The following is a 16,259-nucleotide window of genomic DNA, read 5'->3' as shown; positions in this document are numbered from 1 at the left end:
ATGGCTACCATTATAGCTTTTGATTTCGGTACGGCCAGTATAGGGGCGGCTATTGGCCAAGATATTACTAAAACAGCAAATCCGCTTTGTTCATTTAAAGCGCGTGATGGCATACCCAATTGGCAATCTATTGAAAAAGTACTTAACGACTGGCAACCAGATTATTTAGTGGTAGGCTTGCCACTAAATATGGATGGTACAGAACAACCTTTAACAGCTAGAGCTCGTAAATTTGCTAATCGCTTGCATGGTATGTTTGGTTATCAAGTACATCTACAAGATGAACGATTATCAACTGTTGAGGCAAAATCACATATTTTTGCTTCGCGCGGTTACCGAGCTCTTGAAAAAGGCCATGTTGATGCAACTTCCGCCATTATTATTTTAGAAAGTTGGTTTGCAAATAACGATTCCATTTAATCAATGAGTTATTTTAGCAATAATTAGTCGCCAATAAATTTCATCCTTGCTAAAATAACCAGCAATTTTTCTACTGTAAGGACTGCTCCCCGTGTCAAATAACAAATCTCTTAGCTATAAAGATGCCGGTGTCGATATTGATGCTGGTAATGAATTGGTCAATCGCATTAAATCTGTCGTAAAAGAGACCAAACGTCCTGAAGTTATGGGTGGACTAGGTGGTTTTGGTGCACTATGTGCAATTCCACAAAAATATAAGCAACCTATTTTAGTGTCAGGTACTGATGGCGTTGGTACAAAATTACGTCTTGCGATGGATTTAAATCGTCATGAATCAATTGGTATTGATTTAGTTGCAATGTGCGTTAATGATTTGATTGTTCAAGGGGCAGAACCATTATTCTTCCTAGATTATTATGCAACCGGTAAACTCAATGTTGATGTAGCAGCAACTGTCGTTACAGGTATCGCTGAAGGTTGTAAACAATCTGGTTGTGCATTAGTTGGTGGTGAAACGGCGGAAATGCCTGGTATGTATCAAGGTGACGATTATGATTTAGCTGGATTTTGTGTCGGTGTTGTTGAAAAATCGGCAATAATTGATAGCAGTAAAGTACAAGATGGTGATGCATTAATTGCCCTTGCATCAAGTGGTGCTCATTCCAATGGTTATTCTTTGGTGCGTAAAATAATTGAAGTCAGTGGTGTAAACCCTGCTACAGAGCAATTGGATGGCAAACCATTAGCCGATCATTTACTTGCTCCAACTAAAATTTACGTCAAATCAGTGTTAGATTTGATTGCAAAAATCGACGTTCATGCGATTGCCCATATTACCGGTGGTGGGTTTTGGGAAAATATTCCTCGAGTTTTACCGGATAACACTCAAGCGATTATTGATGAATCTAGTTGGCAATGGCCGGCCATCTTCAACTGGCTACAACAGGCTGGTAACGTAAGCCGTCATGAAATGTATCGCACATTTAACTGCGGTGTCGGTTTAATTATCGCTTTACCAAAACAGTCAGTAGACCAAGCTATCCAGTTACTTAATCAACATGGTGAAAAAGCATGGCTATTAGGTGAAATAAAAACGTCATCATCCGCTGAGCGAGTAATTATAAAATAACGCCTCTTTTTTTATATTATTCAACTACAACTAGTTGGATAATATAAATTTTTACATAAGTACTGCCTATCATGTATCATGACTAAGCATAATTCAGACGTTAAAAATCTTCATAGCTATTAACGCTTTTAATTAGCTCAGTAATTAATCTTTTCTCTACAGTTTACAGCTAATAATTTCCTTAGTTGTGATTAAAAACGACCAGCTACAACGAAAAATTTAACATAAAAATAACTAAAAGCTATCAGACTTTCTGGTACAATAGCCAAAAATATAATAATGAAGTAATGTCATAACACTATAAAATACAAGGTTTTTTAATGATCATATCAGATGCTAATAGTGCGGTGTCATCTGTCGCATATCGTGCAAACGAAGTCATTGCTATTTATCCAATTACACCAAGTTCATCCATGGCTGAGCAAGCAAGTACATGGGCAGACTTTAATAAACCCAATGTATTTGGTGATACGCCAAAAGTGGTAGAGATGCAATCCGAAGCCGGTGCAATATCAACCGTGCACGGTGCTTTAATGACGGGCGCATTAGCAACATCGTTTACCTCTTCCCAAGGTTTACTATTAATGATTCCTTCGCTATATAAAATAGCCGGAGAGTTAACCCCCTTTGTTTTACATGTTGCCGCTCGTACTGTTGCAACTCATGCGTTATCTATTTTTGGTGATCACTCAGATGTCATGTCAATCAGGCAAACTGGGTTCGCTATGCTTTGTTCTAGCTCGGTACAAGAAGCACAAGATTTAGCGTTGATTTCGCAAATAGCAACCTTTAATAGCCGTGTGCCATTTGTCCACTTTTTTGACGGCTTTAGAACATCACATGAAGTTAATAAAATTCATCCAATTAGTGATGATCAAATTCGTCATTTATTACCTTCCGAAGCGATAGATGCGTTTCGAGCTAGAGCATTAACACCAGATAAGCCGGTAATACGTGGAACTTCAGCCAATCCGGATACTTACTTTCAATGTCGTGAAGCGGTTAATTCGTATTATGAAAATGCTTACCATCATGTTGTTGATGCGATGCAAGCATTTGCAAAAGAGACCGGAAGAAAATATCAACCTTTCGAATATTATGGCGCAAAAGATGCTGAGCGTATTATCGTCATCATGGGCTCTGGTGTCAGTACAACTAAAGAAGTGGTCGATCATCTTATCAAAAACGATGAAAAAGTTGGTCTAGTTATCGTTAGATTATTCCGCCCTTTTTCAGCAAAACATCTTCTTGATATTATTCCGCAAAGCGTGAAAAAAATCGCGGTGATGGATCGCACCAAAGAGCCGGGAGCTCAAGCTGAACCACTTTATTTAGATGTAATGACCGCATTTGCAGAAAGCTTTTCTCGTGGAGAACGTAATTATTTACCTCAAATTATTGGTGGTCGTTATGGTTTATCATCAAAAGAGTTCGATCCTCGCTGTGTATTAGCGATATTTAACGAATTAACAACTGATAAACCAAAACCTCGCTTTACTGTTGGCATTTACGATGATATTACCGGTTTGTCATTACCGTTACCCGAACAATCTATACCGCAAAAATCAGCCCTCGAAGCCTTATTTTATGGATTGGGAAGTGATGGAACGGTATCAGCGACTAAAAATAATATCAAAATCATTGGTGATAGCTCTCCATTTTATGTTCAAGGTTATTTTGTTTATGACTCGAAAAAGGCTGGCGGTTTAACCACTTCTCATCTTAGAGTAAACCTTGATCCAATTGATTCTCCTTATTTAATCACCAGTGCGCATTTTATCGGTTGTCATCAAGATCAGTTTATCGATAAATACCAAATCGTTGAAAGATTGAAGGATGACGGTATCTTCTTGCTAAATACACCTTATAGCAAGGATGAGATTTGGCATCGATTACCTAAGGAAGTTCAAGTCCTACTAATTAAGAAAAGAGCGCATTTTTATATAATTAATGCGGCTAAAATCGCTCGAGAATGTAATTTAGGGGCGAGAATTAATACCGTAATGCAAGCAGCATTCTTCCATTTATCTGAAATATTTAAAAATGATTTCAGTATTAGCCAGCTAAAAGAAGTTATTGCCAAAAGTTACAGCAGTAAAGGGCAAGAAATTGTTGAAAATAACTGGAAAGCGCTTGATTTGGCCATTGCATCACTTGAACAAATTCCGTTAAGTTGTGTTGATCAAAGCAGTCCTTCGCGACCTCCTATCGTACCAAGTAATGCACCTGATTTTGTTAAGATGGTAACAGCTACCATGTTATCTGGTTTAGGTGATACCTTACCGGTTTCGGCTTTCCCGCCGGATGGAACATGGCCTGTTGGTACAACCAAATGGGAAAAACGTAATATTGCCGAAGAAATTCCAATTTGGAAACCTGATCTTTGTACTCAATGTAACCACTGTGTGGTAGCCTGTCCGCATGCCGCTATTCGAGCTAAAGTAGTAACACCTGATGACATGGTTAATGCACCTGAATCACTAAGCTCACTTGAAGTAAAAGCACGAGACATGAAAGGTCAACGATATGTATTACAAGTTGCCCCTGAAGATTGTACCGGATGTAATTTGTGTGTTGAAGTTTGCCCATCACGTGATCGCAATAACTTTGATATCAAAGCAATCAACATGCAATCACGCATCGATAATCTTGAAACACAACGGAATAATTACAACTATTTTACAGCCCTGCCTGACCGTGAGATTAAAACACTTGAACGTATAGATATTCGAACATCACAACTATTAACCCCATTATTTGAATATTCTGGTGCATGTGCTGGTTGTGGTGAAACACCTTACATCAAGTTACTAACACAGCTGTATGGAGACCATCTTGCTATTGCCAACGCGACCGGTTGTTCATCAATTTATGGAGGTAATTTACCCTCATCACCATATACTACTGATCGTAGTGGTCGTGGTCCTGCTTGGGCTAATTCATTATTTGAAGATAATGCAGAGTTTGCTCTTGGTTATCGCATTACCTATAACCAACATAAAAAACGAGCATTACGTTTACTGGAACATGTCGCTGGTGAAATTTCGCCAGAGATTGTAATGAGTTTACAATCACCGGATCTTTCCATTGATGAAAAACGTAAGCAAGTCGATATACTGCGTCAACAATTAACGCATTTAAACTCGTCCGAAGCTAAAGAGCTAATGCAGAATGCCAACTACCTGATCGACAAATCTGTCTGGGCAATTGGCGGTGATGGTTGGGCCTATGATATCGGTTTTGGTGGGCTCGACCATGTAATGAGTTTAACCGAAAATGTTAACATCTTAGTACTTGATACCCAATGCTACTCAAATACCGGTGGCCAACAATCTAAAGCAACCCCAATGGGAGCTGTGTCTAAATTTGCTGATTTGGGTAAAAATAAAGCCCGAAAAGATCTAGGGGTAAGTATAATGATGTACGGTCATGTTTACGTCGCTCAAGTTGCATTAGGTTCGCAACTGAACCAGACACTTAAAGCATTGCAAGAAGCTGAAGCCTATGACGGTCCTTCTCTTGTTATTGCTTATAGTCCTTGTGAAGAGCATGGCTATGATTTATCCAAATCTCATGAACAAATGAAAGATTTGGTTAAATCTGGTTTTTGGCCTCTATATCGTTACGATCCTCGTCGTACGCTTGAAGGTAAACCAGGTTTAGCATTAGACTCAAAAGCACCAAATAGCGAATCATTAACGGATGTGTTACTCAGAGAACAACGTTTCCGCCGTTTGGAAACACTCGAACCTATAATTGCCAATACCTTACATACGCAATCCGCTAAAATGGTGAACTCTAAATTTAAATTCTTACAGATGCTAGCCACCTATTCTGATATAGAAACGCCAGCAGATAGTTAAATTAAAAAACGGATTAGTTTACTAAACTAATCCATATAACTTTATTAAAAACAGATTTGGTAAGATTGAAAATTTTTTGAGGAATAAAAAAACTCTCTAAAGTTAACCTATAGAGAGTTTTTTTTATTTTTTAGCATTATTAAATCTTACTAACTACCTGTCACACGCCGTGTCATCCAATAATGTTTTTTCCAATAGGCATCATTCAAATTAGAATAGATAACACCTTTTGATGTTGAAGCATGTAAAAATTGACCATTAGCATAATAGATACCAACATGTAAACCACTACTACTACGTCCAGTTTTAAAGAACACTAAATCACCCGCCTTAGGTTTAGTCACTTGATGACCTAATTTAGCTTGTGCGGCAGCTGTTCTTGGTAGATTTTTTGATAATTTATTTTTAAAGAAATTCATTACTAAGGCCGAACAGTCACTACCCGCTAATGTAGATCCACCATAACGATAGGGAGTTTTCTTCCATTTATTGTAATGTTGTTCAATTTTTGTCAACATTTCAGGATCAGACTTAACAGACATCTGCCCCTGGCTGCTACTACAACCAAATAATAAGAATATCGATAAAATCAGAGTTGTTACTGAAAATCGCTTTTTAACTAAGTTGCAACTGTTGTGCAACATCGTTAATAATCGATTGTCTTTTTTTGTCATTTCTTCTTGTTCCTTTACTTAAAGTCGACCAATGCGAATAACGTCTTGCTAACTTTAAACTTTTCGGCAAAACCCCTTTTTGCCACTCGTTCTTGTCTAATTTGGACAACCTAACTGGGTTAAGATTAGCATGACTACGATAATTTAAACTTTCTTTAAGTCGAAGTAATCGTAAAGAAAGAAAACAAATAATCACATCATCAACACTTAGTTTACTATATCCAGAAAGCTGATAACGCATTCTAGAACCATAATGCTTTGCTGTTTGCATCAAACTACCAACAACAGCACCTATTAATGCAGCGGAACCAAATGATAATCCGCCGGTAGCTAAATCGATGCTTGCACCAATTGTCGCACCTGACACAAAACCTTTAGTCAAGTGAATCCCCATCATTTTTAACGCATCAATATTAAATAAATCTGCATTATATCTACCTTTAATTAAAGGTAGATTCTCTTCACTTTCTTGAGTTGAATCGAATTGATAGAGCTTTAATAAATCATTAATTGCTTTCTGTTCACGTTTTCTGACTTTATCTTGCATATCAGCTATAGCCTGCTTATCATCGGATTTTGCCATTTCATAAAAAGCAGTCACGTCGACTAATGCTTCGGCAATAATCAAATTAGCAGTATGATTACGTGATTCACGAATTTCAGCAATGTTAATCAGCCAATTATCCAATATTCTTTTTGCTGGTTCAATCAGTAACGCTAGGCTTTTGTATAATTTTTCTTCACCATCCAAATGCGGGAAAACAGCGTTGAACCCAATAATAGCATGAATTCCCATTCTTGAAAGTAGCCTTTTCCATTCCTTTTCATTTTGTTCTTCTGTTAAAACAAAGTTAAGTACAGCAAGAATCGGTTTATCACTATTGGCTAAGATAGCTAATTCATCGTGATATTTAGGTAGAACTGGCTCCCGCACGTCGATCACATAGATAGCTGCATCACAATTTAACACCTGCCGGATCACTTTCGCTTCTTGATTAAATAGGTTTTCAGCTTCAGGGCTTTGTAAAAATAACGTTAATTTATCAACACCGTCAAGTTTAGTATCTTGTGGAATAAGCTGATTAATATAATCATACAGCGTCAAACTATCTTCGAATCCAGGGGTATCATAAAAAGTTATATCGGTATTATCTGCTAAAGGTAGTTTGATCGACTCCACATGTCTGGTTGTGCCAGGCTTATCAGAAACATCACCAAAATGACTATCACGTATCAATGCACGTAACAGCGAAGTTTTACCAAAATTTGCATGTCCGACTATCGCTAATTTTAATGAAGTTATCATATTAATTATCCTGTTTTAACCAATTAGGGTTAGCTAATGGTAAAGATAACGGTTGCCAATTATGATACTGTTTACCTTGATTAATAAACCATATTCGGCTTTGTTGTGATTTATTCATCAATTGTTGAATAAAGTTTAATATCCCGCGGTCGGGGGCGCGGTCAGTATCAATTGCAATTAACAATTTATGGGCAGGCTTTAATTGCAAATAATCTAATAGAGCCCTTCGTTCTTCACGAGTATTTAAAAAACCATAAAAAGTAACGGATTCGGGGGGATTCCAATTTTCATCAATATCTACAGCCACTAAATAAACGCCCTGTCCATCTTCAATCTGCGATATTGGCAATTGCCATTTATGTTCACCTAACTTATCTTCATCAACTACTTTATTCAAAAGTGGTTGTAATTGTTGAGCAAGAATTTGATAATCGGGATCATTCAAATTTAATTTGATTTTTCGGCTACTGACTAGCCAAGTAATCCCACAAATAATCATCAACACGAACCGTACAGCCAATCCATAACAGATAAAAATACCCAACAACCAAATTGCCCAAGAAGAACGTATATCACCAGGGTTTAATGCATGTTCACTGAGTTTAATCACTTCATCTTTCGGTAGAGAAAAACCAAACAAAGAAGGCAAATAACCTAAATAATGGGTTAAGCGAATAATGGCATCAGCACTCAACAATGTACTTTTCCACTCAAAGCTATAATGTTGAGTTGAGAACAACACAATTAAAATGATTAATGCACTACTTAAAATAACTGTCCAAAACAGATTTAGAACAAAACCAATCAACCAACGAATTCGAGAACCAAATAGCGAGATAAAAGCGGGGATTAGCTGTTGCACGGTCTTTTTTTGATACAGTTTTTCGGCTATCCATAACCAACAATGAATTAATAGACTTCCCCCAAAACGTGAAAAGAAGAAAAATGAACCAAGCCAAATAATGAGTGTAATAAAATGAACACCTAATAAACTAAATAGCGCCCAATACAAATTAATTGGATTTTGACTCAATGCACTAAAAGTTAATGAACTACCTAAAAATATCGATAATAACAGTAACAAAAAAAAAGAGAGCTTTATAGAACGCAAAATAATTTTCTGAGCCGAATACAAACCATTTCGTTTTGACAACAAAGTAGCACGCAAAACGATGCGATTAACCAAAGATGTTGGCATAGCACTAACTTGTCGATTAATATCTTGATCAGCAAATCGTCCAGATTCTGACTCAATTAAATGAATAGTTTCAGTAAGCCATAGAGTTTTTAACTGTTCACGCATTTAAATATCGTCTTCACGTTAGTTGAACATAATAAAAGAAACGCGACCTAAGTCGCGTTAAAAAAGATTGAATCGTTTACTGTGTTATTTCACCAATTTTGCTTAACAGAGTTTGAATACGTTGTTGCCAAATCTGTTGATCTTGTTTTAACTTCTCATTTTCGTCACGTAATGTTTTCATTTCATCAGAACTTTCATTAATTAATTGTTCAAGTTCTTGATTACCTTGTTTTAAAATTGCAATCTCTTGTTTCAGAGTATTAATTGTGTTTACTGTGTTTTGAATTTTAGTTTCTAACTGATTCAATATTTCTAATGACATATTTTTCCTCAAGCTCAATTTATTTGGTGTATAATAACAATTATTATAACCAATTCATTATGAAATCAACACCTTTTTAAATCTTAAGTTGGAGAAAATTATGCGAAAACCTCTCGTTATGGGTAACTGGAAACTCAATGGTAGTATCGGAATGGCAAAAGACTTAGTTGCAGGGCTAAGATCTGAGCTATCAACGGAAGCAAACTGTGGTATTGCAATTGCACCACCAACGGTTTATTTAGATTTCGTTAGACATCAATTAGGTGGCTCAAATATTCTATTAGGCGCACAAGATGTTGGTGTTCATCTTTCAGGTGCCTACACTGGTGAAGTCTCGGCTACTATGTTAAAAGAGATCGGTGTGACTCATGTCATTATTGGCCACTCTGAACGTCGTACTTATCATAAAGAATCAGATGAATTTATCGCGCAGAAATTTGGCGTATTAAAAGAAGCCGGACTAGTTCCAGTTCTTTGCATTGGTGAAACAGAAGCTGAAAACGAAGCAGGTCAAACTCAAGCGGTTTGTGCACGCCAAATTGATGCTGTAATAAACGCCTTAGGTGTTCAAGCGTTTAATGGTGCAGTGATTGCTTATGAACCAGTTTGGGCAATTGGAACAGGTAAATCTGCAACTCCAGCTCAGGCACAAGCCGTTCACAAGTTTATTCGTGATCATATTGCGAAACAAGATGCAACTGTCGCTAAACAAGTTATCATTCAATACGGTGGTTCAGTAAATGACAAAAATGCCGCTGAGCTATTTACTCAACCGGATATTGATGGAGCTTTAGTGGGTGGTGCTTCATTAAAAGCAGATGCCTTTGCTGCAATTGTTAGAGCAGCAGAACAAGCTAAGAAATAAAATATAAAATAAAATGCAAGACGCCTTTAAAAGGCGTCTTTTTAATTAATTCTGAAAAATAATAGAAAATTTAATTTTTACCTTTTTTTTCATATCTTGATGGCCAAATTTGCTCAACAGGTACATTCAAATATTCTGAGATAATACGTTCGTACTTTGGACAATGACGATATAAAGCATTACGTAAAGTATCAGCCTGTAAACCACTTGAACGGGAAAGTGACCTTAAATTTCCGCCTCGTATTTTAATTTCACCTACAACTCTTGATGGTGTCCAGTCTTGATCTTGTTCTCTCATTATGAGATCCTCTATTAGTTAAATTTTTTTGCTATTGTACAGATTATCGGTATCATAAGATTAATCCGATATGAAATCATCAGAAAGGATAACACATAAAAAAACGAATTAAAATAATAAAAACAAAAAATCAACGATAAATGGAATTTAATAGAATGAAAAACAAAGTAAAAAAACCATCAGAGCAAGAAAAAACACGAAACCTAACTGAGACAGGTGTAATAAATTTTAAAAATCGATTAACTCTCGTATTAGAAGGTCTTTCTGGTAATGCTTTCGCCAAAAAAGTGGGTATGTCAGAAGCTGTCATCCGTGATTACTTATGTGGTAAAACCTATCCATCACTCAATCGACTTGCAATTATTGCGCAAAAATGTGATGTGCCAATTGAATGGTTAGCAACGGGTAAAGGAGGATGTAGATTAGCAGATGAAGGCTCTGGTCAAGTTTCTGTTCATATACCGTTTCATAATGTAAATGAAATCAATAAAGCATTTTCAGTTATAGAATCGATCCCCTTTGATCTAACCTTAATTAAACATCATAATTGTGAAACTGGTGATCTAGCGGCGGTTTGGGTTAAAGGCGATAGTATGGAACCAACCATATCCAATCAGGATATTGTTATTGTTAATAAAGCGAATTGTAAACCAACAGATGGCTTTCTTTATGCCGTACAATATGATGACCAGATATCTGTCAAACGTATTCAACATCAAGGTTCAAATCTAGTTTTAATTTCAGATAACCCGAAATACCCCAATATCATTGGAGATAAAAACGACTTACAAAACTTTAAAGTTATCGGTCATGTAATTTATTTACTAAAAAATCTTGATTAGAATAACTAACATCATTAATTTTTTTATTTCTTACTGCATTGATGGTAATCAATGTTCATTTCTATTGATAAATAATTCAGTTTTTTCTGCGAATTATTTATCAATTAACTCGCTATCAACAAATTTACGTCATCTATCCATATCAAAAACGGCATAACCTTATACTTTTTACCTCAGTTGTGTTAAAATTAACTTAATATTTAGTCCACTAATTTAGTTATTATGCCAAATGTAAACAGTCGAAAAAAAGTCGTTGTCGGCATGTCTGGCGGCGTAGACTCTTCCGTTTCTGCTTATTTATTACAACAACAAGGTTACGATGTTGTTGGTCTATTTATGAAAAATTGGGAAGAAGATGATACCGAAGAATATTGCTCTGCAGCAGTCGATCTCGCTGACGCAAAAGCCGTTTGTGACAAATTAAATATCAAATTATATACAATAAATTTTGCTGCTGAATATTGGGATAATGTATTTGAACATTTCTTAAGTGAATATAAAGCCGGACGTACGCCAAATCCGGATATCTTATGCAATAAAGAGATCAAATTTAAAGCTTTCCTAGAATTCGCAGCCGAGGATTTGAATGCCGATTATATTGCTACCGGTCATTATGTTCGTAAACGCGAAAACGGCAACAAAGTCGAATTACTACGCGGGATCGATAATAATAAAGATCAAAGTTATTTTTTATATACACTTAGTGAAGACCAAATTCGTCAAAGCTTGTTTCCTGTTGGAGAACTTGAAAAACCACAAGTAAGAAAAATTGCTGAAGAATTAGGCCTAATAACCGCAGATAAAAAAGACTCAACTGGTATCTGCTTTATTGGTGAACGAAAATTTAGTGACTTTTTAGCACGTTATTTACCTGCACAGCCTGGTGTCATTCGTACCGTAGAAGGAAAAGTTATTGGCCAACACCAAGGACTTATGTATCACACTTTAGGACAGCGAAAAGGATTAGGCATTGGTGGTTTAAAACAAGCCGATGACACTCCGTGGTACGTGGTTGATAAAGATATTAATAATAACGAATTAATTGTTGCTCAAGGACATGACCATCCTGCACTATATTCAGATGGTTTAATTGCCCAGCAACTGCATTGGGTTGATCGTAAAGTGGTGACTCAATCCTTCCATTGCACTGTCAAAACCCGCTATCGTCAGCAAGATATCCCTTGTTGTGTCACACCAATAAATGAAGATAAAATTGAAGTGAAGTTTGCCCAACCCGTTGCGGCAGTCACACCAGGACAATCAGCGGTATTTTATCAAGGTGAAGTTTGCCTAGGTGGCGGTATTATCGAGGAACGAATTAAAAGCGGTAAGGAGCATTAAAGTGAACAATAAATACCACCATATTGCGATAGCGCTTGCCGGTGTTACGCAAAGTGCGACACTTATACCCCAGCTTGCCAATACTGGGGTTTGTAATAGTACCCTTTATCAAATATCATTGAAAAGCATTTTTAATACATCACCAAAAACCACTGATGATGTGTATGATGGGATCAACAATATTAAAACGGGTTTAGAAACACTCATTTCCCTACTATCATCTTCTCAAAAACAGCAAGTTGAACTTATTCGATATCTTTTTGGCACGTTAAGTATTACGAGTAAACTATTAAAAAATAACCAAGCGCTAGACAAAATAGATCAACGTTTACAAAGAATTTCAGGTCTCTATTCTGCAATGAATGACGAAATAATAAGCGAACATGTTGATGACTTATCTTATTCATTAGCAGGAATCTATTCAGATATCATCAGTCCATTATCAACAAAAATCAAGGTGGTGGGTAAAGCTGAATATCTACAAAATACATTAGTTCAAGCTAAAGTTAGGGCTTCACTATTAGGTTGTGTTCGTTCAGCCATATTATGGTATCAAGTTGGTGGTAACCGCCTCCAGATTCTATTCAGTCGTAAACGGATAGATAATGCCGCACAAGAATTATTAAAAAAGATTAATTAATAACGTTATTAGATTTAAAAAATAACAATGGAGTAAAACCGATGGAATTATCTGCTCTAACCGCCCTATCACCAATTGATGGTCGTTATGGTGACAAAACAACAGAATTACGTCCCATTTTTAGTGAATATGGTTTATTAAAATACCGCGTTCAAGTTGAGGTTTGTTGGTTAAAAAAATTAGCTAGCCAAGCAGATATTCTAGAAGTTCCAGCTTTAAGTAATCAGGCTATCAATCACCTTAACCAAATTGTTGAGGACTTCAACGAACAAGATGCACAACGGATTAAAACAATCGAAAAAACGACAAATCATGATGTTAAAGCCGTTGAGTATTTTTTGAAAGAAAAAGTCAATAGCAACCAAGAATTACAAGCTATTAACGAGTTTATCCATTTTGCCTGCACATCAGAAGATATCAACAATTTATCTTATGCATTAATGTTAAAAACAGCTAAAGATACGGTAATCGTCCCTTATTGGAAAAAATTAATAGCTACTATTACCGCTCAAGCAAAAGCTTATCGTGATCTGCCCTTGCTATCGAGAACACATGGACAACCGGCTACTCCATCAACTATTGGTAAAGAGTTTGCCAATGTTGCCTATCGCCTAAATCGACAACTTAAACAATTAGAGTCAATCGAAATTCTTGGTAAAATTAATGGTGCTACAGGTAACTATAATGCTCATATGGTTGCTTATCCGAAAATAAATTGGCATAAATTTAGTGAAGAATTTGTTACTTCATTAGGTTTAAAATGGAATCCATACACTACACAAATCGAACCTCATGACTATATAGCTGAATATTTTGATTGTATTGCCAGATTTAATACCATCATGATCGATTTTGACCGTGACATTTGGGGATATATCGCATTAAATCACTTCAAACAAAAAACAGTCGCTGGTGAAATTGGCTCTTCAACTATGCCACACAAAGTTAATCCAATTGATTTTGAAAACTCAGAAGGTAATTTAGGTATAGCGAACGCCATTATGGGACACCTAGGTAGTAAATTACCTATTTCTCGTTGGCAACGTGATTTAACTGACTCAACTGTTTTAAGAAATCTAGGTGTCGGGATTGGTTATGCAATCATTGCGTATCAATCAACACTCAAAGGTTTAAATAAACTTGAAGTAAATTATGAATATTTACTTGAAGAACTTAATCGCAATTGGGAAGTGCTAGCCGAACCAATTCAAACCGTGATGCGTCGTTATGGTATAGAGAAACCATACGAGAAATTAAAAGAGCTCACTCGCGGTAAACGTGTTGATGCACAAGGAATGCAACAATTTATTGATTCCTTAGCGTTACCGGAACACGAAAAAGAGCGATTAAAACAATTAACACCAGCAAACTATATTGGATATGCCATTAATTTTGTCGATGAACTTTAAACTGTGATCTTTAAACCACGTTTTTAAAACAATGTTTTTTAAACAATGATCTCAAAAAAATAGTTTTCAAAGATTAATAAAACGTATTGATACCTAAAGTCATTAAAGTATTGGCTTTAGGTAAATCGATAAAGGCTTAATATAAAAAGTTAATACAATTGAAGCTTTGCAAGATAGGAAACCTCATTGAAAATCCGTATCGCAACAAGAAAAAGCCCTTTAGCACTTTGGCAAGCTAACTTTGTAAAAAAACAACTGATAGACATCCATAAAGATCTAACTGTTGAACTGATCCCGATGGTAACCAAAGGGGATGTGCTTTTAGATAGCCCTCTAGCGAAAATTGGTGGTAAAGGACTTTTTGTTAAACAATTAGAACAAGCTCTATTAGACAATAAAGCTGATATCGCGGTTCACTCAATTAAGGACATTCCTGCCCAATTTCCAGAAGGATTAATGCTAACCACCATCTGTCAACGTGACGACGTTCGTGACGCATTAATATCAAACCAATATCAAAGTTTGGACGGCTTACCACAAGGCGCCATTGTGGGCACTTCAAGTTTAAGACGCCAATGTCAAATACGCGCCAAATACCCACACTTAAAAATTGCCGATCTACGTGGGAATGTAGGTACACGATTAGCTAAATTAGATAATCGAGAATACGACGCCATTATCCTCGCTGCTGTTGGTTTAAAGCGTTTAGGATTACAAGAACGAATTAAACAATATATTACCACTGACTTAATTTTACCGGCAGTTGGGCAAGGAGCGATTGGTATTGAAACACGGTCAAATGATAATACGATTTTAAAATTACTTGCACCACTTGACGATAAAAACAGTCGAATATGTATTCAAGCAGAAAGAGCAATGAATCAAGCCTTACAAGGTGGTTGCCAAGTACCGATTGCCTGTTACAGTCAATTAACTAATGATTCATTAAGTTTAAATGGCTTAGTTGGCAATATTGATGGTAGCAAAATTATCAAAGTTACCGTAACAGGAACCGCAACTCAACCTGAAGCATTAGGTCAACAACTGGCATCAGCATTATTAGCCAAAGGGGCTGATAAAATATTAGCGGAACTAAATAACTGATGATTTATATTACTCGCCCTTCTCCCGAAGGGGATATTTTAACTCAGCAATTAAATCAAGCGAATATTCCAGCAACTCATCTCCCTTTTTTTAAAATCTCAGCTGGACAAGGACTAAATAATCTTCAACAAAAGCTCAACCAACTTACTGCATCTGATATCGTTATTGTGGTTTCGCCACAAGTTAGCCACATGATAAGCCGACATCTACCAAAACTAAGTTTTCCTAAGCATCTACGTTATTTTGCCATAGGCAAAAAATCGGCCGAATTATTTAGTCAGCAAAATGGTGTTCATATTGATTATCCAAGTGAAGAACATAGTGAAGGATTATTACCACTATTAACTGACCTACAAGGTCATTCGGTATTAATTCTCGGTGGAAATAATGGACGGCAACTGCTATCCCAAACATTAGCCGAAAAAGCAAACGTAACATCAGTTGAATGTTATTTTCGCCAACCAATTACTTACCCTGCCACAATATTAGCTAATAACATTGATCAACAAAACATACTGGTAACAAGCGTTGATCATCTATTACAACTTGACACTTACTGCCAAAACAAACATAAGTGTGAAGCCCAATTAATTGTAACCAGCCCTCGGATATTTGAAAAAGCTAAACAACTTAAATGGCATAAAATTTTACAAATTGTTAGTGCAAATAATCAATTTTTATTTAAAACAATATTAACTCTATGTCATAATGCAGACAATATTTCTCAAGAATCTAAATGAGGT

General features: G+C 36.2%; 15 protein-coding genes. 10 read left to right on the top strand and 5 right to left on the bottom strand.

Annotated features, from left to right (window positions below; all coding sequences use genetic code 11):
* From ruvX to nifJ, 3 genes are all read left to right on the top strand, one after another.
* Entirely contained in the window at positions 1 to 420 is a 420-nt protein-coding gene (gene ruvX / locus DKK79_RS05670) for a Holliday junction resolvase RuvX (protein WP_110423217.1), read from the top strand.
* A gap of 91 nt (positions 421 to 511) precedes the next feature.
* On the top strand, positions 512 to 1,549 hold the full coding sequence (purM, locus tag DKK79_RS05665; RefSeq protein WP_110423216.1) for a phosphoribosylformylglycinamidine cyclo-ligase: 1,038 nt from the start codon (positions 512 to 514) through the stop codon (positions 1,547 to 1,549).
* Positions 1,550 to 1,869: 320 nt separating this feature from the next.
* The gene (nifJ, locus tag DKK79_RS05660; protein ID WP_110423215.1) at positions 1,870 to 5,412 is read left to right on the top strand and encodes a pyruvate:ferredoxin (flavodoxin) oxidoreductase; all 3,543 of its coding nucleotides are present in this window, start codon (positions 1,870 to 1,872) and stop codon (positions 5,410 to 5,412) included.
* Between the two features lie 149 nt (positions 5,413 to 5,561).
* Here nifJ and DKK79_RS05655 read toward each other — a convergent pair whose 3' ends face one another.
* From DKK79_RS05655 to zapB, 4 genes are all read right to left on the bottom strand, one after another.
* The gene (locus DKK79_RS05655; protein ID WP_181415239.1) at positions 5,562 to 5,954 is read right to left on the bottom strand and encodes an NlpC/P60 family protein; all 393 of its coding nucleotides are present in this window, start codon (positions 5,952 to 5,954) and stop codon (positions 5,562 to 5,564) included.
* A 73-nt stretch (positions 5,955 to 6,027) separates the two neighbouring features.
* Positions 6,028 to 7,392, bottom strand: a complete 1,365-nt coding sequence (locus DKK79_RS05650; protein ID WP_110423213.1) for a DUF3482 domain-containing protein — start codon at positions 7,390 to 7,392, stop codon at positions 6,028 to 6,030.
* Between the two features lies 1 nt (position 7,393).
* A complete protein-coding gene (locus tag DKK79_RS05645; RefSeq protein ID WP_110423212.1) occupies positions 7,394 to 8,695 on the bottom strand; it encodes a DUF2868 domain-containing protein in 1,302 nt (433 codons plus the stop codon).
* 76 nt (positions 8,696 to 8,771) lie between these two features.
* Positions 8,772 to 9,017 (bottom strand): cell division protein ZapB, encoded by a 246-nt coding sequence (gene zapB, locus DKK79_RS05640; RefSeq protein WP_110423211.1) that lies wholly within the window; start codon positions 9,015 to 9,017, stop codon positions 8,772 to 8,774.
* A 100-nt stretch (positions 9,018 to 9,117) separates the two neighbouring features.
* On the opposite strand from zapB, the gene tpiA reads away from it, so the two are divergent.
* Positions 9,118 to 9,882 carry a triose-phosphate isomerase gene (gene tpiA, locus DKK79_RS05635; protein WP_110423210.1) on the top strand — a complete coding sequence of 255 codons (765 nt, stop codon included), beginning with the start codon at positions 9,118 to 9,120 and terminating at the stop codon, positions 9,880 to 9,882.
* Positions 9,883 to 9,952: 70 nt separating this feature from the next.
* On the opposite strand, the gene DKK79_RS05630 is transcribed toward tpiA, so the two are convergent.
* Complete coding sequence (locus tag DKK79_RS05630) at positions 9,953 to 10,180, bottom strand: helix-turn-helix domain-containing protein (RefSeq protein WP_110423209.1); 228 nt, start codon at positions 10,178 to 10,180, stop codon at positions 9,953 to 9,955.
* Positions 10,181 to 10,335: 155 nt separating this feature from the next.
* Between DKK79_RS05630 and DKK79_RS05625 the strand changes: the two genes are divergently transcribed.
* From DKK79_RS05625 to DKK79_RS05600, 6 genes are all read left to right on the top strand, one after another.
* Positions 10,336 to 11,022: a LexA family transcriptional regulator gene (locus DKK79_RS05625; RefSeq protein WP_181415238.1), complete on the top strand. Its 687-nt coding sequence runs from the start codon at positions 10,336 to 10,338 to the stop codon at positions 11,020 to 11,022.
* A 222-nt stretch (positions 11,023 to 11,244) separates the two neighbouring features.
* Entirely contained in the window at positions 11,245 to 12,363 is a 1,119-nt protein-coding gene (gene mnmA, locus DKK79_RS05620; RefSeq protein ID WP_110423207.1) for a tRNA 2-thiouridine(34) synthase MnmA, read from the top strand.
* A gap of 1 nt (position 12,364) precedes the next feature.
* Positions 12,365 to 13,003, top strand: a complete 639-nt coding sequence (gene hflD / locus DKK79_RS05615) for a high frequency lysogenization protein HflD (protein WP_181415237.1) — start codon at positions 12,365 to 12,367, stop codon at positions 13,001 to 13,003.
* A 41-nt stretch (positions 13,004 to 13,044) separates the two neighbouring features.
* Positions 13,045 to 14,412, top strand: a complete 1,368-nt coding sequence (gene purB / locus DKK79_RS05610) for an adenylosuccinate lyase (RefSeq protein WP_110423205.1) — start codon at positions 13,045 to 13,047, stop codon at positions 14,410 to 14,412.
* Between the two features lie 186 nt (positions 14,413 to 14,598).
* Positions 14,599 to 15,516: a hydroxymethylbilane synthase gene (gene hemC / locus DKK79_RS05605; RefSeq protein WP_110423204.1), complete on the top strand. Its 918-nt coding sequence runs from the start codon at positions 14,599 to 14,601 to the stop codon at positions 15,514 to 15,516.
* The gene (locus tag DKK79_RS05600; protein ID WP_110423203.1) at positions 15,516 to 16,256 is read left to right on the top strand and encodes a uroporphyrinogen-III synthase; all 741 of its coding nucleotides are present in this window, start codon (positions 15,516 to 15,518) and stop codon (positions 16,254 to 16,256) included. Before hemC ends, DKK79_RS05600 begins: the two co-directional genes overlap by 1 nt.
* Positions 16,257 to 16,259 lie beyond the last annotated feature (3 nt).

Source organism: Gilliamella apicola (assembly GCF_003202915.1).
Lineage (GTDB): Bacteria > Pseudomonadota > Gammaproteobacteria > Enterobacterales > Orbaceae > Gilliamella > Gilliamella apicola_Q.
Note: the sequence above shows the minus strand (reverse complement) of the source record. Positions and strands in the feature narration are given on the sequence as shown.

What these genes read in the sequence shown, in the direction of transcription:
- ruvX (WP_110423217.1), top strand. Translation starts at nt 1, where the DNA reads ATGGCTACCATTATAGCTTTTGATTTCGGTACGGCCAGTATAGGGGCG.
- nifJ (WP_110423215.1), top strand. Translation starts at nt 1,870, where the DNA reads ATGATCATATCAGATGCTAATAGTGCGGTGTCATCTGTCGCATATCGT.
- DKK79_RS05655 (WP_181415239.1), bottom strand. Translation starts at nt 5,954, where the DNA reads ATGTCTGTTAAGTCTGATCCTGAAATGTTGACAAAAATTGAACAACAT.
- DKK79_RS05650 (WP_110423213.1), bottom strand. Translation starts at nt 7,392, where the DNA reads ATGATAACTTCATTAAAATTAGCGATAGTCGGACATGCAAATTTTGGT.
- DKK79_RS05645 (WP_110423212.1), bottom strand. Translation starts at nt 8,695, where the DNA reads ATGCGTGAACAGTTAAAAACTCTATGGCTTACTGAAACTATTCATTTA.
- zapB (WP_110423211.1), bottom strand. Translation starts at nt 9,017, where the DNA reads ATGTCATTAGAAATATTGAATCAGTTAGAAACTAAAATTCAAAACACA.
- tpiA (WP_110423210.1), top strand. Translation starts at nt 9,118, where the DNA reads ATGCGAAAACCTCTCGTTATGGGTAACTGGAAACTCAATGGTAGTATC.
- DKK79_RS05630 (WP_110423209.1), bottom strand. Translation starts at nt 10,180, where the DNA reads ATGAGAGAACAAGATCAAGACTGGACACCATCAAGAGTTGTAGGTGAA.
- DKK79_RS05625 (WP_181415238.1), top strand. Translation starts at nt 10,336, where the DNA reads ATGAAAAACAAAGTAAAAAAACCATCAGAGCAAGAAAAAACACGAAAC.
- mnmA (WP_110423207.1), top strand. Translation starts at nt 11,245, where the DNA reads ATGCCAAATGTAAACAGTCGAAAAAAAGTCGTTGTCGGCATGTCTGGC.
- purB (WP_110423205.1), top strand. Translation starts at nt 13,045, where the DNA reads ATGGAATTATCTGCTCTAACCGCCCTATCACCAATTGATGGTCGTTAT.
- DKK79_RS05600 (WP_110423203.1), top strand. Translation starts at nt 15,516, where the DNA reads ATGATTTATATTACTCGCCCTTCTCCCGAAGGGGATATTTTAACTCAG.